12 protein-coding genes and 2 pseudogenes are annotated in these 15,386 nt (G+C 67.1%); 7 read left to right on the plus strand and 7 right to left on the minus strand.

The annotated features are described in order from the left end of the window. Positions 1-289: pseudogene (locus tag ACCC94_RS20345) on the plus strand (zinc-binding alcohol dehydrogenase family protein); the annotation flags it as partial. A gap of 354 nt (positions 290-643) precedes the next feature. Here ACCC94_RS20345 and ACCC94_RS20350 read toward each other — a convergent pair. Beyond that, positions 644-1,432 (minus strand): TenA family transcriptional regulator, encoded by a 789-nt coding sequence (locus tag ACCC94_RS20350; RefSeq protein WP_413351335.1) that lies wholly within the window; start codon positions 1,430-1,432, stop codon positions 644-646. 76 nt (positions 1,433-1,508) lie between these two features. Next, positions 1,509-3,959 carry an EAL domain-containing protein gene (locus ACCC94_RS20355; protein WP_413351347.1) on the minus strand — a complete coding sequence of 817 codons (2,451 nt, stop codon included), beginning with the start codon at positions 3,957-3,959 and terminating at the stop codon, positions 1,509-1,511. Positions 3,960-4,287: 328 nt separating this feature from the next. Here ACCC94_RS20355 and ACCC94_RS20360 point away from each other — a divergent pair, with 328 nt between their 5' ends. Both ACCC94_RS20360 and ACCC94_RS20365 read left to right on the plus strand, forming a co-directional pair. Continuing rightward, complete coding sequence (locus tag ACCC94_RS20360) at positions 4,288-5,391, plus strand: helix-turn-helix transcriptional regulator (protein ID WP_413351336.1); 1,104 nt, start codon at positions 4,288-4,290, stop codon at positions 5,389-5,391. A gap of 123 nt (positions 5,392-5,514) precedes the next feature. Further along, positions 5,515-6,402, plus strand: coding sequence for a class I SAM-dependent methyltransferase (locus tag ACCC94_RS20365; protein WP_413351338.1), 888 nt, complete (start codon positions 5,515-5,517; stop codon positions 6,400-6,402). On the opposite strand, the gene ACCC94_RS20370 is transcribed toward ACCC94_RS20365, so the two are convergent. From ACCC94_RS20370 to ACCC94_RS20390, 5 genes and pseudogenes are all read right to left on the minus strand, one after another. Then, positions 6,403-8,196, minus strand: a complete 1,794-nt coding sequence (locus ACCC94_RS20370; RefSeq protein ID WP_413351339.1) for an ABC transporter ATP-binding protein — start codon at positions 8,194-8,196, stop codon at positions 6,403-6,405. Then, a complete protein-coding gene (locus ACCC94_RS20375; RefSeq protein ID WP_413351340.1) occupies positions 8,189-8,824 on the minus strand; it encodes a DsbA family protein in 636 nt (211 codons plus the stop codon). Before ACCC94_RS20375 ends, ACCC94_RS20370 begins: the two co-directional genes overlap by 8 nt. Positions 8,825-8,827: 3 nt before the next feature. After that, a complete protein-coding gene (locus tag ACCC94_RS20380) occupies positions 8,828-9,763 on the minus strand; it encodes a rhodanese-related sulfurtransferase (protein ID WP_413351341.1) in 936 nt (311 codons plus the stop codon). A gap of 144 nt (positions 9,764-9,907) precedes the next feature. Next, positions 9,908-10,219 carry a BolA family protein gene (locus ACCC94_RS20385; RefSeq protein ID WP_413351342.1) on the minus strand — a complete coding sequence of 104 codons (312 nt, stop codon included), beginning with the start codon at positions 10,217-10,219 and terminating at the stop codon, positions 9,908-9,910. 52 nt (positions 10,220-10,271) lie between these two features. Next, a pseudogene (locus ACCC94_RS20390) lies at positions 10,272-10,831 on the minus strand (DUF2059 domain-containing protein). 121 nt (positions 10,832-10,952) lie between these two features. Here ACCC94_RS20390 and ACCC94_RS20395 point away from each other — a divergent pair. The 4 genes from ACCC94_RS20395 (at position 10,953) to aqpZ (ending at position 15,086) form a co-directional block, all read left to right on the plus strand. Further along, on the plus strand, positions 10,953-11,966 hold the full coding sequence (locus ACCC94_RS20395) for a DUF2804 domain-containing protein (protein ID WP_413351343.1): 1,014 nt from the start codon (positions 10,953-10,955) through the stop codon (positions 11,964-11,966). Between the two features lie 106 nt (positions 11,967-12,072). After that, positions 12,073-13,467 carry a class II fumarate hydratase gene (locus tag ACCC94_RS20400; RefSeq protein ID WP_413351344.1) on the plus strand — a complete coding sequence of 465 codons (1,395 nt, stop codon included), beginning with the start codon at positions 12,073-12,075 and terminating at the stop codon, positions 13,465-13,467. Beyond that, positions 13,460-14,083: an NAD(P)H-dependent oxidoreductase gene (locus tag ACCC94_RS20405; protein WP_413351345.1), complete on the plus strand. Its 624-nt coding sequence runs from the start codon at positions 13,460-13,462 to the stop codon at positions 14,081-14,083. Before ACCC94_RS20400 ends, ACCC94_RS20405 begins: the two co-directional genes overlap by 8 nt. Positions 14,084-14,405: 322 nt before the next feature. Next, positions 14,406-15,086 (plus strand): aquaporin Z, encoded by a 681-nt coding sequence (gene aqpZ / locus ACCC94_RS20410; protein ID WP_413351346.1) that lies wholly within the window; start codon positions 14,406-14,408, stop codon positions 15,084-15,086. Positions 15,087-15,386: the final 300 nt, after the last annotated feature.

The following is a 15,386-nucleotide window of genomic DNA, read 5'->3' on the forward strand; positions in this document are numbered from 1 at the left end:
CGCCCTGGCTACCTTCGGCCGCATCGCCATCATCGCCGCTCCCGTGGACGGCCACGTGCAGCTGCCGGCCCTGGCGCTGTATCGCCGTGGCGGCTCGGTGGTGGGGGTAAATTCGCTGCTGTACGACACGGTGGCCTGCGCCGCGATGCTGCGCCAGTTCGGCCAGTGGTTCGACGATGGCAGGCTGCCGCTGCCGACCGGTTTGCGCGAAGTGCCGCTGAGCGTGGGTGTGCAGCGCTACCAGGAGATCAACGAAGGCAGCAGCGAGAAGATCATTCTCGTGCCCTGAAATTGGCTTTGGCATCGGCGGAGAGCCCCCTCTCCCCAGCCCTCTCCCTGAAGGGAGAGGGAGTGGATCGGCGCTTTGGATAAAATTCAGCGCACGCCTTAAAGCCCGGTCAGGGGTATCAGGATGACTCCCAGCTATCCGTCGATTGCGGACGGCCCCCTTTACCTTCAGGGAGAGGGAGTGGATCGGCGCATTGGATAAAACTCAGCGTAAGCCTTGAAGCCCGGTCAGGGATATCAGGATGACTCCCAGCTATCCGTCGATTGCGGACAGCCCCCTCTCCCTTCAGGGAGAGGGTTGGGGAGAGGGCAAAACCCCGCTTCCATGCCAACCATCGCACGAAAACCGAAAAACCTACCCCACCACCTGCATCGGCCCCCGCCGCACATCACCCTGCACCTGCTCCAGCGCCAGGCACTGGTCGAGGAACAGGCGCATGTAGCCGTAGCTCTTGCAGATCGCCTCGCGCAGCGCCAGGCAGCGCGGCATGGCGAGCTGCGGGCCGCAGAGGGTGCAGATGATCTCCAGGGCTTCCCAGGGGTGATCGTCATCGTAGCGGGCATGCATCTTCAACCAGCGCATGGCGTCCTTGCGGGCGCCGGCCGGCAAGCTGCGTTCGTAGGTATCGGTGGAGCAGACCAGCGCCGACCAGTCGCCGGTCGCGCCTTCGATGGCGTAGTTGGTGGCCGCCATGGCCAGCGCCAGTTCTTCCGTGGCGCAGCTGTGCCAGCACCAGTGGCCGAGGGCGTGGAGTTCGGCGGGGACCAGTTGCGCCTTGAGTTCGGCCAGGGTCACGCCGTAGGCCTCGGCCCAGCGCACCCAGTAGTCGGCGTGGTTCAACTCGACGCGGATGTTGCGCATCAGCCAGCGCCGCGCCATGTCTTCGCCGGGGCTGCGGCCGAAGCGGGTCTTGAGCAGGTTGTGGGACATGTACAGGGGGAACTGCTCGACCACCTGCCAGCCGCCGATGAGGAAGGCGCGCATGGTCTGGCGGCTCAGTTGGCCGTCGCGCATACGCGCGTAGAGCGGATGCTCGACCACCGAAAGACGGCTGGCTTCGCACTCCTGCACCAGGCGCTGGGCCCAGTGCGGATAGCTGGATAACTCCTTGAGCGGCCCACTGCGAACAAAGGTGTCGTTCATCCCAGGCTCCGTTGCTGGTCGATCCTTGCAAGCACCGGTAAATCTGGCCTCAGGTTAGTCCTCTCCTGGCTCCGCGTCACCGTCCGGAGGTTGTGTCGGATGCCACGGCTGCGACGTGCGTCTCACGCAGGAAGCTTCGATTGAAGGGTTGCGGCCGCGCCAGGCCATACCCCTGGGCGTAGTCGATGCCGATTTCCCGCAGCACCTCGAGGATTTCCTGGGTTTCGACGAACTCCGCCACGGTGCGCTTGCCCATCACATGGCCGATCTGGTTGATCACCTGGACCATGGCGCGGTCGATGGGGTCCTCGAGCATGTCCTTGATGAAGCTGCCGTCGATCTTCAGGTAATCCACCGGCAGGTGCTTGAGGTAGACGAAGGAAGACATGCCGGCGCAGAAGTCGTCCAGCGAGAAGCGATAGCCCAGCGCCTTGAGCTCCTGGATGAAGCGCGTGGCGTTGACCAGGTTGGCGATGGCGCTGGTCTCGGTGATCTCGAAGCACACGCTGGAGGGCTCGATGCCGTGGCGCGGCTGCACTTCGCGGAGGAAGTCGAGGAAGGTGTCGTCGCCGATGGTGGCGCCCGAGAGGTTGATGGCGCAGGTGTGGATCGGTTCGTAACCGCCATCGGCGATGCGCTCGGCCAGGGTCCGGAAGGCGCTCTCGACGACCCAGCGGTCGATCTCCGGCATCAGCCCGTAGCGCTCGGCGGCGGGGATGAAGTTGATCGGCGCCACCAGCCGCCCGCACTCGTCGTTCAGGCGCAGCAGCAGTTCGACGTGGGCGCCCTCCATGACGCGCTGGTCGACCGGGAAGATCGGCTGGGCGAACAGGCAGAATCGCTGCTCCTCCAGCGCCAGGCGGATGCGCTGCACCCAGGCCATCTCGCCGACGCGGTTGGACAGCTCGGTGTCGTCCGGGCGGAACACCTGGGCGCGGTTGCGGCCTTTCTCCTTGGCCATGTAGCAGGCCATGTCGGCGCAGCGCAGCGCCTCCTCCACCGATACCAGCATGGCGGAAATGTGCACCACGCCGATGCTCACGGTGATGTTGAAGCCGCGGCCTTCCCACATGAAATGCAGCGCCTGGACGGTCAGCCGGATGCGCTCGGCGATCTGCACCGCGAGGTCCGCCGGGCAGCGTTCCAGGAGGATGCCGAACTCGTCGCCGCCCAGGCGCGCCAGGGTGTCGCCGTCGCGCAGGCACTGCTGCAGCACCGAGCAGACCTGGCGCAGCAACTCGTCGCCGGCGGCGTGGCCGCAGGTGTCGTTGACCAGCTTGAACTGGTCCAGGTCCAGGTACATCAGCGAATGCTGGTCGTGGGAGTCCGCCGAGCTTTCCAACGCCTGCTTCAGGCGGAATTCGAACTCGCGGCGGTTGGTCAGGCCGGTCAGCGCATCGTGGGTGGCCTGCCAGGACAGGCTGGCCATGTACTGGCGCTCGCGGGTCATGTCGTGCAGCACCAGCACCACCCCGACTACCCGGCCTTCGGCATGGATGGGCGTGGCGACCAGGGTCACTGCCACGCTGGTGCCGTCCAGGCGCTGGATCATCTTGCTGGTTTCGCTGCCGCCATCCACTTCGCCGCGCAGGATCTGCCCCACCAGCGGCAGCCCCTCGGCCTGGGAATTCTCGTCGAATACCCGCAGCAGCGAGCGCAGCGGCAGGCCGACCGCCATGGAATTGTCCCACCCGATCAGGCGCTCGGCGGCCGGATTGAAGTAGGCGATGCACTCATGCGCATCGAGGGTGACCACGCCGTCGCCGATCGCCGCCAGCGTGGTCTGGGCACGTTCCCGCTCGGTGTCCAGGGCACTTTCGAAAGCGCGCTGCTGGTGCAGCAGCTTGCGCGTGCGCCACACCGCCAGGAGGATCAGCGCCAGACCGGTGAGGCCGTTGAGCACCAGCAGCACCCACATGATCATCCGCGAGCCCTGCCCCAGCGCAGCGGAGAAGGCCATGGCCGCGGGCGTGACGCCGTCGTTGATGGCCTGGATGCGGCTGTTCCAGTAGCTCAGGTCGCCGGGGCGCACGTCGCCGGCGCGGATCTTCGCGCTCATCTCGTCGGAGAGCTGCTCCAGCTGGTCGAGGTAGGCGTCGCCGATGATCCACATCTTCACTGCCTGGTCGAAGTAGCTGTACTCGTGGAAGTAGCGGTACAGCCAGATCAGCACGTCGATGTCGTCGGGATGGATGCCCCCCTGCAGGGCGCCGGCGCGGGCGAGTTCGAGGTCGGGCTGGATGAGATCGAGGGCGGCGCGGAAGGTGCGGTCGCCCTGGGGAATGGCGATGGCGGCGCGGTAGCGTTCGTAATCCGCCGGGTCGCGGCTCTGGCCGTAGAGCTGCAGGTAATGGATGGCGTCCTTCTGCCCCTTGGACCAGAGGCTCTCGCCGCCCACGTAGGCGCGCACGCCAGAGAGGATAAAGAAGCTGCCGCTGCCGATCAGCGTCTGCAGCAGGACCACGACCATGAACGGCCAGACCAGCTTGAGCAGACGCGTCGTACGCCGGGTCGGCAACAGTCCCATTGCATCCATAACCAGTTTCGGCATCCTTTTTTCAATACCTGGCAGGCCGCAGGGGCGCAGTGCCGCTTCACCCCGGGACTTTTCTGTCAGGCCGCCCCTTCCTTAACTTCTAGCCGATCACGGGAAATCCTCCAACCGCAGGCGAGGGCCAGGGTGCCCACGGACCCGCCGTCCGGCGGAAAAGTAGGTTTTTCCGGTGTGAAACGCCCTTTCCCGCCGCAAACCGCCCTCCCGAGCAAGCGATCAGCGACCTTGCGGGGGAGAAGGCCATATGCCATACCTCTGTCGTGCAATCTGCAAAGTCCCGCATGCAACCGACGGAGCGGCCATGCCAAGGCAGGACCTGGACAGGCAGTACGACCATCTGGTGGGCCTGGCCTACGAGTGCGTGCTGGACGAAGGCAACTGGCTTGCGCTGCTTACCGAGCTGATCGGCGCCAGCGGCCGCCAGCAGGGCGCGCTGCTGTTCTGGGACCAGACCGAGAGCGGCGCGGTGGCCAGCGAGATCAACCTCTGCGACCCCGGCGCTATCGAGGCCTACAACCGCGAGTTCAGCACCATCGACCCGTGCAAGGGCTTCATGCAGTGCCGGCCGGTCGGCCACTGGTACCACGACCGCGAAGAGTACGGCCCGCAGCGCATCGCCCGCGACCCGTACTACCAGGAATTCCAGCGGCCCAACGGCATGCACAACGTATCCTGCGTGAAACTCAACGAGCAGGCCTCGTCGGGTATCTACCTGTCGGTGCTGACCAATATCGGCGCCCGCTATCCCGATCCGCAGGAGCAGGCGCTACTGACCCGCCTGAGCCAGCACCTGACTCGCGCTGCAAGGATGTTCGGGCGCATCGACGAGATGCGCCAGCAACTGGCCCACCGCGACCTGCTGCTGGACCAGCACCCCACCCCGCTCTGGCTGCTGGAGGGCAATGCCCGCGTGCTCTATGCCAACCAGGCGGCGCAGCAGCGGCTCGGGCTGCGCGCGGGGCTGTTCCATGAAGTCTTCGGCCGCCTGCACTGCCACCAGCACGACGCGAAACTCCAGGCCCTGGTGCGCCAGGCAGCACCGCGCACAGGCAGGGGCAAGGCCGGTTGGCTGCCGCTGGACGACGGCAGCGGGCAGGAGCTGCTGGTGACCCCGGTGCCCGCCGAGGCGAGTTTCAACCGTCCCTTCCAGCGCCCGCTGGTGCTGCTGGCGCTGCTCGACGCGCACCGCGAGAGCCACCTGCTGGGCGACCTGTTCGGCCTGACGCCCGCCGAACAGCGCCTGGGCGCGCTGCTGGTTCGCGGCCTGGCGCCCGAGCAATGCGCCGAACGGCTCGGCACTTCGATCAATACCGTGCGCAGCCAGCTCCGTGCGCTGTTCCGCAAGACCCGCACCAGCCGCCAGGCTGAACTGGTCAGCCTGCTGGTGCGCCTCGGTCAGCGCTGAATTTTCGCGTCGTCATTCATTCAGATGATGGCCCGGCGCCAACCGCCCCCTAAGGTGTTGGACGGATCACCGGCAAGGCCGGTGGCGCTTTCTCATCACTGAGCGGTATCCCAGGTGGACGGCATGGACAACGGCACCCAGCAGAATCCGAAATCGCTAACCGAAGCCATCGAGCAACTCGAACGGCAGCTGCGTCACCTCCGGGATGACGAGACCGACCTGCTGGCGCTCGCCACCGGCCGCACGCCACCGGCCCAAGCCCCGCGCGTGGTGCCCTTCCCCCGGCGCCGCGAACGGCCCATGGGCGAAGGCGCGGGCAACGCCGTGCTGATGGACTACCTGTATGGCATCGACAGCACCCTGCGTTCGCTGCTGCCAGACGGGCCGACCGAGGAGCTGTTCCGCTACGCCAGCTCAGCACCGGCATCGCGCGCGCTGCGCTCGCGCCGCCAATTGCTGGCGCGGGAAATCGACCGCTGCTGCGACCAGCTCAACGGCCAGGCGCGCATTCTTTGTGTGGGCTGCGGGCATCTGCGCGAGGCTGACCTCGCACGCTCGCTGCGCCATGGCCAGTTCCGCGCCTTCACCGCACTGGACGCCCAGGCGCTGTCGCTGCAGACAGTGGAAGCCTCCTACGCCGCCCTGGGCATCCGCACCCAGCAGTGCACGCTGGACGACCTGTTCTACGGGCGCCAGGAACTGTCCCATTTCGACCTGATCTATTCGCCGGGCCTCTACGAGGTGCTGGACGACCATGACGCCCGCGACCTGACCCGCAACCTGTTCGCCCGCCTGCTGCCCGGCGGTCGCCTGCTGATGGGCAACTTCCTGCCCGGCGTGCCGAACATCGCCTACCTGGAAGGCCTGCTGGACTGGCGCCCGCACTACCGCAACGATGCCGCCCTGCTCGATCTGCTGCTGGGCATTCCCTACAACGACATCGGCAGCGCGCGGGTCTTCCACGACCTGGGCAATTGCGTGGCGTTTCTCGAAGTCACCCGCTACGGCTGATCAGCCCTGCTGCAGGTGGCCGTACAGGCGGGCGTAGAGCCCGCCTTCGGCGATCAGTTGCTGGTGGTCGCCGTCCTCGGCGATGCGCCCGCCATCGAACACCAGCACGCGGTCGGCCTGTTTCACCGCCGACAGGCGGTGGGCGATGATCAGCGTGGTGCGCCCTTCGAGGAAGCGCTCCAGGGCCTGATGCAGGGCGTACTCCGTGGCGGCGTCGAGGGCGGAAGTCGCCTCGTCGAGGATCACCACCTTGGGCTCGGCGAGCACCATGCGGGCAATCGCCAGGCGTTGCCGCTGGCCGCCGGAGAGGCGCACGCCGGAGCGTCCGACCACGCTGTCCAGCCCCTGCGGCAGGGCGCGGATGGTCTCCGCCAACTGCGCCACTTCCAGCGCGCGCCAGCAGGCTTCGTCGCCGCGCTCGCGGCCCATGGTCAGGTTGGCGCGCACCGTGTCGTTGAACAGCGCCGGATGCTGCAGCACCACGGCCACGTGCTCGCGCACACAGTCCAGGCCGATCTCCTCCAGCGCCACGCCGCCGTAGCGGATGCTGCCGGACTGCGGCTGGTAGAGGCCCAGCAGCAGCTGCACCAGGGTGCTCTTGCCGCCGCCGCTGGCGCCAACTATGGCAACCTTCTCGCCGGCAGCGATGTCCAGGTCGAGCCCGTCCAGCACCCGCTCCTCGCCATAGGCGAAGCTCAGGTCGCGCACCTGGATGCCGACGCTGGTGAACCCGGCGAACGGATCGCGACGGTGCGGGTAATGCGGCTCGTCGGCGCGCGCCAGCAGCTCGTTGATGCGGGTCAGCGCGCCGCCGGCGGCGTAGTAGGCGTATTGCAGGCTGAGCAGTTGCTCCACCGGGCCGATCATGAACCACAGGTAGCTGAACACCGCGAGCATCTGGCCGATGGACAGGTCGGAGAACAGCACGGTGAGCATGGCCGCGGCGCGGAACAGGTCGATACCGAACTGGAACAGCAGCCCGCTGGCGCGCCCGGCCGCGTCGCTCTTCCACTGCGAGGCGACGGCGTAATCGCGGACTTCGCGGGCGCGCACGCCGAGGCGGCCGAGGAAGAAGCCCTGGCGGTTGCCGGCGCGCACTTCCTGGATGGCTTCGAGGGTTTCCGTCAGCGCCTGGGTGAAGCGCGAGGTGCTGTCGTTCTCCAGCTTCTTCAGGTGCTTCACGCGCTTGCCCAGCTGCACCGTGGCGAAGATCACCAGCGGGTTGAACAGCAGGATCAGCAGCGCCAGCTTCCAGTGCATCCAGATCAGGATGCCGGCGGTGCCGCAGAGGGTCAGCAGCGCCACCAGGAAGCGGCTGAGGGTGTCGCCGACGAACTTGTCGAGGGTGTCGAGATCGGTCACCAGGTGCGCGCTGACCGAGCCGCCGCCGAGGGTTTCGTACTCGCCCAGAGCGATGCGTTTCAGGCGCTCGATCAGGCGCAGGCGGATGCGGTACACCAAATCCTTGGACAACCGCGCGAACAGCTTGGCCTGCAGCACGTTGAACACCAGCGCGCAGCTGCGCAGCACCAGGGTTACCAGCAGCATCAGGCCGATGTAGCCGAGCGGTTTGTGCCAGCCCTCGGGCAGCCAGTGGTTCATCACCTGCAGGGCCGCGTCGCCCTTGCTCAGCAGCACCTCATCGACCAGCAGTGGCAGCAGCAGCGGGATCGGTACGCTGCAGGCGGTCGCCAGCACGGCGACCAGGTTGGCGAGCAGCAGGGCCTTGCGGTGGCGGAAAGCGAGCCGGCGGATTTCCGCCCAGCTCAGGCGATCGGCGGACTGCTCAGGCATGCCGCCCGCGCTCCAGCCAGCGTTCCAGCAACGGCGCGAGCTCGCCCAGCGGCTGGTAACCGTTGGTCAGCAGGGCCAGTTGTCCATCACGCTCGGCCAGCAGCGTGGGGAAACCGGCGATACCCAGGTCGCGAGCCCAGGAAAAGTCGGCCAGGGTCGCCAGGTGGTTGTCCTGGCTGTCGAAGGCTTCGGCGAATTCGATGCGCGGCAGGCCGACCTGCTCGGCCAGTTCGGTGAGCACCGCGGCCTGGGTGACGTCGCGGCCCTCGACGTAGAACGCCCGCTGGATTTCACCGACCAGCGCCCAGGCGCAGTCCTCGTCCAGGCGGCGTGCGGTGACCACCGCGCGGCAGGCTGGCTCGGTGTCGTAGACGAAGCCTTCGGGCAAGGCGTTTTCGAAGCGGAACGGCTGGCCGGTGGCGTCATGTACCGCGTGCCAGTGTTCGAGGATGTAGCGCCTGGTGGTCGGTTCCAGCGCGGCGCCCTGTCCGGTGCGCAGCCCGCCCATCACCAGCGCCAGGGGCACGCCCGCGGCGCGCGCCTGCTCCACCAGTTGCCCGGCCACCGGGGCGAAACCCCAGCACCAGGAGCACATCGGGTCCATCACGTAGAGCAGGCGGCTGGTCATGGATCAGGTCTCCGCGCGAGGATCGCGGCCAATGGGGTGCGGCTGGTTGCGCTGGCGCGCCAGTTCGATCTGCTTCTGCCGCTCGCGGGCGCTGGCGCGGGTCTTCTCCGACAGCGTGTTCCAGCAGTGTGGGCAGCTGATACCGGGAGCGTAATGCTCGGAGGCGCGATCCTCCACCGAGATCGGGTTGCGGCAGGCATGGCACTGATCGTAGTCGCCTTCGCTCAGGTCATGGCGCACGGTCACGCGGTTGTCGAACACGAAGCAGTCGCCGCGCCAGAGGGTCTGCGCCTCGGGCACTTCCTCGAGGTACTTGAGGATGCCGCCCTTCAGGTGGAAGACCTCTTCGAAGCCTTCGTTGAGCATGAAGCTCGAGGCCTTCTCGCAGCGGATGCCGCCGGTGCAGAACATTGCGACCTTCTTGTGTTTCGCCGGGTCGTAGTGCTCGCGGATGTAGTCGGGGAACTCGCGGAACGACCTGGTCTTCGGGTCGATGGCGCCCTCGAAGGTGCCGATGGCCACTTCGTAGTCGTTGCGGGTGTCGATCAGCAGCACTTCCGGGTCGGAGATCAGCGCGTTCCAGTCCTTGGGCTCGACGTAGGTGCCGACCTTGGCGTTCGGGTCCACGCCCGGCACGCCGAGGGTGACGATTTCCTTCTTCAGCTTCACCTTGGTGCGGTAGAAGGGTTGTTCGTCGCAGTAGGACTCCTTGTGGTCGACATCGGCCAGGCGCGGGTCTTTGCGCAGCCAGGCGAGCAGGCCGTCGATGCCGGCGCGGGTGCCGGAGACGGTGCCGTTGATGCCTTCCTCGGCGAGCAGCAGGGTGCCCTTCACGCCGTTGTCCAGCAGGGTCTGCAGCAGCGGTTCGCGCAGGGCGACGTAGTCGGGCAGGGAGACGAACTTGTACAACGCCGCGACGACGATTCTTTCGGTGGTCATGCATCACTCCAGTGGTCGCCCGCGTAAAGGGCGGACCGGGCTTCTTTGGAATCGAAAATGACAGCGCCGGCAGAAGCCGGCGCTGGGTGTCGCATTCTACACGGAGCGGGGCGAACCCCGCACGCGGTTGGTCAGCCGAGCCGATCAGTGAGAAAGATCGTGCTTGCTGCCGCCACGGCAAGTCGGCGAATCGGGCGCCTGCCCCTGCTGCGCCCACTCCTCCGGAGTGTAGGTGTGCAGCGCCAGCGCGTGGATCTGGCCCATCAGCTCGCCGAGCGTGGCGTAGACCTTCTGGTGCCGCTTCACCGCGTTCAGCCCGGCCACGGCGGGGCTGACGATCACCGCCTTGTAGTGCGTTTCCTGTCCGCGGCTGTGCATGTGGCTCTCGTCGAGCACCTCGAGGTGTTGCGGTTCGAGGGCGCCCAGGGCGGATTGGAGTCGGTCACGCATGCTCATGTCGGGTCTCGCTGGCAGTCAGTACGGGTCAGGCAGGTGCAAATCAGGGCGATCAGGGCTTCTTGGCCGGAGCGGCCGGGGCCTTCACGCCCAGTTCCTTGTCCATGTCGGCCATCAGCTTGTTCACCGGGTCTACTGCGGTCTGCAGCTTGGCCTGGGTCAGCTGGGCGGATTCGGCGGTCAGGCGCGGCATTTTTTCCAGCACCTTGCGGCCCAGCGGGGATGCGTAGAAATCGTTCAGCTGCTTGAGCTCGGATTCGCTGAAGTTACTGGTGTAGAGCTTGACCAGTTCAGGCTTGAGCTTGTCCCAACCCACGGCGCGGTCCAGTTCGGCGTTGGCCTTGGCCTGGTAGCGGTCGAGTACGGCCTTCTTGCTGTCCGGCGCCTTGGCCTGGGCGAAACGCTGGGCGAGCATCTGCTGGACTTGCGCGTAGACCGGCACGGTCAGCTTGTCGGCATGGACCTGCTTGAGGAATTTCTCCGCCTCGGCGTTGGCATCAGCCAGTGCCACGGAACTGAAGCCAACCAGAAGTGCTGCGGTGCAGAGGGAACGAAGAACGGTCATGGGGCAGTCCTGTGAGTCTGAAGGTGTGTCCGGGTGGGACCCGCCATTCTGCGCCTAAGTTCGGAATGCGCTCAAGAGAATGGCAAATGCCCTGGAAGTGACCGGCTTCTCTTGTAGGACAGTTCGTGAAACGGCATGCTGCGGCGCGTTGCCACACGGATGTGACCGATGAACACCCTCACCCGCCCGCCGACGCCTGCCGCCGCGCCGCACCTGTGCGATGCGCGTGGCCGCCTGAACGCCGCGGCCGTGGGCTGGTCGTCGCGGCCGCAGACGCTCTGCCAGCTGTCCGGCAACGCCGGCCGGCGCAAGCGCTGGAACCACTGGTGCATCAACGCGCCGGGCTGGATGCTCTCGATCACCATCGCCGACCTCGACTACCTGGGCTACGGCGCCGTCTATTTCCTCGACCTGGAAACCGGACAGTCGGTGCACCGCACCCAGTTCAGCCCCTTCGGCCTGGGCTGCCAACTGCCGGACACGCCGAACCAGACCCATGGTTTCGAACACGGCCAGCTGCGCCTGGGCTTCGACGAGCAGCCGGGCCAACTGCGCATCACCGCCTGCGCGCCCAACCTGGGCGGCCAGCCGCTGAACCTCTCGCTGGAAGTACAGCGCCCGGCGCACCTGGAGTCGGTCAACCTGGTGGTGCCCATGGGCGGCAAGTGCTTCCACGCCTGCAGCCGGCAGATGGGCCTGCCGATCCGCGGCAGCCTGACCCTGGGCCACAGGACCTATCGCTGCAGCGAAGGCCAGAGCTTCGCCGCGCTGGATTTCGGCCGCGGCGTCTGGCCTTTCAATACCCACTGGACCCGCGCCGCCTTCGCCGCGCCCGGTGGCATCGCCGGCAATTTCGGCGCCGGCTGGACGGAAAACAGCGAGTTCAGCGAGAACGCCCTGTGGTTCGGCGGCGAGCTGCAGCCGCTCGACGGCCCGGTGGATATCCTCCAGGCACCGCACGATCCGCTCTCGCCCTGGCAACTGCACAGCAGCGAGGAGCGCGTCGAGCTCACCTTCACCCCGCGCAAGCTGCACCGCGCCTGCCCTCGCCTTGGCCCGCTGTTCGCCGAGACCAGCCAGTGGTTCGGACGCTTCGACGGCTCGCTGCGCAGCGCCGACGGCGATCTCGTGCCGGTCAGCGGCGCACTCGGCTGGATCGGCGCCACGCATGCCCGTTGGTGATCTGCTGTGCCACTGAAACCGCTCTATCACGGCCATTGAGCCAGAGTGGAACCCGGAAGCCGCGCGACAGCCTAAACTGGCCGAGACCCTTTTCCGGAGAAGCATCATGAGCCGCACCGAAACCGACAGCCTCGGCCCCATCGAAGTCCCCGAAGAAGCCTACTGGGGCGCGCAGACCCAGCGCTCGCTGGAGAACTTCGCCATCGGCGGGCAGCGCATGCCGCTGGCCGTGGTCCACGCCCTGGCGCTGATCAAGAAGGCCGCCGCACGGGTTAACGCACAACTGGGCGAGCTGCCGGAAAACATCACCAGCCTGATCGAGGAGGCCGCCGACGAAGTGCTAGCGGGCGAGCACGACGACCAGTTCCCGCTGGTGGTCTGGCAGACCGGCAGCGGCACCCAGAGCAACATGAACGTCAACGAGGTGATCGCCGGCCGCGCCAACGAGATCGCCGGCAACGGCCGCGGCGGCAAGAAGCCGGTACACCCCAACGACCATGTGAACCGCGCGCAGAGTTCCAACGACAGCTTCCCCACCGCCATGCACATCGCCGCCGCCCAGGCGGTGCAGCACGACCTGCTGCCGGCCATCGCCGAGCTCAGCGGCGGCCTCGCCCAGCAGGCCGCGCGCCACGCCGACCTGGTGAAGACCGGGCGCACCCACCTGATGGACGCAACGCCGGTCACCTTCGGCCAGGAACTCTCCGCCTTCGTCGCCCAGCTGGACTACGCCGAGCGCGCCATTCGCGCGGCGCTGCCGGCGGTCTACGAGCTGGCCCAGGGCGGCACCGCAGTCGGCACCGGGCTCAACGCACCGAAGGAATTCGCCGAAGCCATCGCCGCCGAACTGGCCGACCTCTCCGGCCTGCCCTTCGTCTCAGCGCCGAACAAGTTCGCCGCCCTCGCCGGCCACGAGCCGCTGGTGACCCTGGCCGGCGCCATGAAGACCCTCGCCGTGGCGCTGATGAAGATCGCCAACGACCTGCGCCTGCTCGGCTCCGGCCCGCGCGCGGGGTTTGCCGAGGTGAAGCTGCCGGCCAACGAGCCGGGCTCCTCGATCATGCCCGGCAAGGTCAACCCGACCCAGTGCGAGGCGCTGTCGATGCTCGCCTGCCAGGTCTTCGGCAACGACGCCGCGATCACTTTCGCCGCCAGCCAGGGCCACCTGCAGCTCAACGTCTACAAGCCGGTGATCATCCACAACCTGCTGGAATCCGCGCGCCTGCTGGCCGACGGCTGCCGCAACTTCAACACTCACTGCATCGCCGGCATGGAGCCGGACGCGGCGAAGATGCGCGAGCACCTGGACCGTGGCCTGATGCTGGTGACCGCGCTGAACCCGCACATCGGCTACGACAAGGCCGCCGAAATCGCCAAGAAGGCCTACGCCGAAGGCAAGACCCTGCGCGCAGCCGCACTGGAACTGGGCTACCTGACCGACGCCGAGTTCGACCAGTGGGTGCGCCCGGAGACCATGCTGGAGGCCGGGCAGAATGGTTGAACCGACCCGCTCCGGCGCCACCCCGCTGGAGGGCGACGGCAAGCGCGTGCTGCTGGTGCTGGGCTCGCCCAAGCCCGGCGGCTTCTGCCACGCACTGGCCGACGCCTACGCCCACGGCGCCCGCGCCAAGGGCCATGTGGTGCACACGCTCAAGCTCGGCGAGCTGAACTTCGACCCGGTGCTGCGCGGCGGCTACGAACAGAGCCAGAACCTGGAGCCAGACGTGCTCGAAGCCCAGCGACAGATCCACTGGGCGCAGCACCTGGTGTTCGTCTACCCGATCTGGTGGGGCGGCCTGCCGGCGCTGCTGCAGGGCTTCTTCGACCGGGTGCTGCAGCCGGGCTTCGCCTTCCGCTATCGCTCGGCGGAATCCCGCGAGTTCGAGCCGCTGTTGGGCGGGCGCACGGCGGACCTGCTGGTCAGCCACGACCAGACCCACTGGCACTACCGCCTGCGCCAGGGCGCGCCGGCCCACCGGCAGATGACGCGCTGCATCCTCGCGCCCTGCGGCATCGCCCTGCACCACCTGGAGGAATTCAGCCCGGTGCGCGGCTCCGGCGAGGAACAGCGGCAGGGCTGGCTGCGCCGGGCGGAACAGTTGGGCACGCTGGCTTGAGAAAGACGGCGGATAACGCCTGCGGCGTTATTCGCCCTACGCCACCACCAGCCCAGGCCGGGACTTTTTCCGTAGGAGCGAGCTTGCTCGCGAACTGAGTCAACGACAGCGCCGGCGCTGGGCTGTTCGCGAGCAAGCCCGCTCCTACAAGAGCCGGCGGGGCATGGAACGGGGCAGAAGCCCATCGGGTCGCCTCAGCCCACGCTTCTGCATTCGGAAGGCCCTCCCTACACCTTGGGAATTCCCCTACTCCGCGCCATCCTTCGACTTCCCTAGCATGCGCACGCCCCAATCCGGGGTTCCTCTTGCCTCTGGAGGCAGCATGCTTCGCAAACTTTCCGCCGAAATGATCGGCACTTTCTGGCTGGTGTTCGGTGGTTGCGGCAGCGCCATCTTCGCCGCCCACGCCATTGGCGTGCTGGGTGTATCCCTGGCCTTCGGCCTGACGGTCGTGACCATGGCCTACGCCATCGGCCCGATCTCCGGCTGCCACCTGAACCCGGCTGTCAGCCTCGGCCTGTGGGCCGGCGGCCGCTTCCGCACCGCTGAACTGGTGCCGTACATCATCGCCCAGTGCATCGGCGGCATACTCGCCGGCGGAGCGCTGTACCTGATCGCCACCGGCAAGTCCGGCTTCGATCCGCTGGCCGGCTTCGCCGCCAACGGTTACGCCGAAGGCTCGCCGAGCGGCTACAGCCTGCAGTCCGCACTGGCCATCGAGGTCCTGCTGACCGCGTTCTTCCTGTTCGTGATCATGGGCGTCACCGACAAGATGGCGCCGGCAGGCTTCGCCCCGCTGGCCATCGGCCTGACCCTGGCGCTGATCCACCTGATCAGCATCCCGGTCACCAACACCTCGGTGAACCCGGCGCGCAGCCTGGGCGTGGCGATCTTCGCCGACCCGCTGTTCATGAAGCAGCTGTGGCTGTTCTGGGTTGCCCCGCTGGCTGGCGGCGTGATCGGTGCATTGGTCTACCGCGTGGTGCGTCCAGCTCAGGCCTGACTTGCCTGCCGTGCAATAAGAAAACGGGCGCCTTCGGGCGCCCGTTTTCGTTGGTGTTCAACCTTGCCGGAATTGTAGGAGCGAGCTTGCTCGCGAACCCGCCCAGCTTCAGTGCCGCCGGGAAATCCGTTCGCGAGCAAGCTCGCTCCTACACACCACCGCCTCCGATGCCACAGGGCGCATAACGCCACGGGACAGCCGGCGGATAAATAGTTGCGCTTTTTAAGCCCGACGGGTGGCGGGGGGAGATTTTTGGGGTGGGCGCCCATGGGGCCCGGGTGCTGCGGCGCGACCACGGCG

The organism is Pseudomonas sp. Pseusp97, from assembly GCF_047304025.1.
GTDB lineage: Bacteria > Pseudomonadota > Gammaproteobacteria > Pseudomonadales > Pseudomonadaceae > Pseudomonas.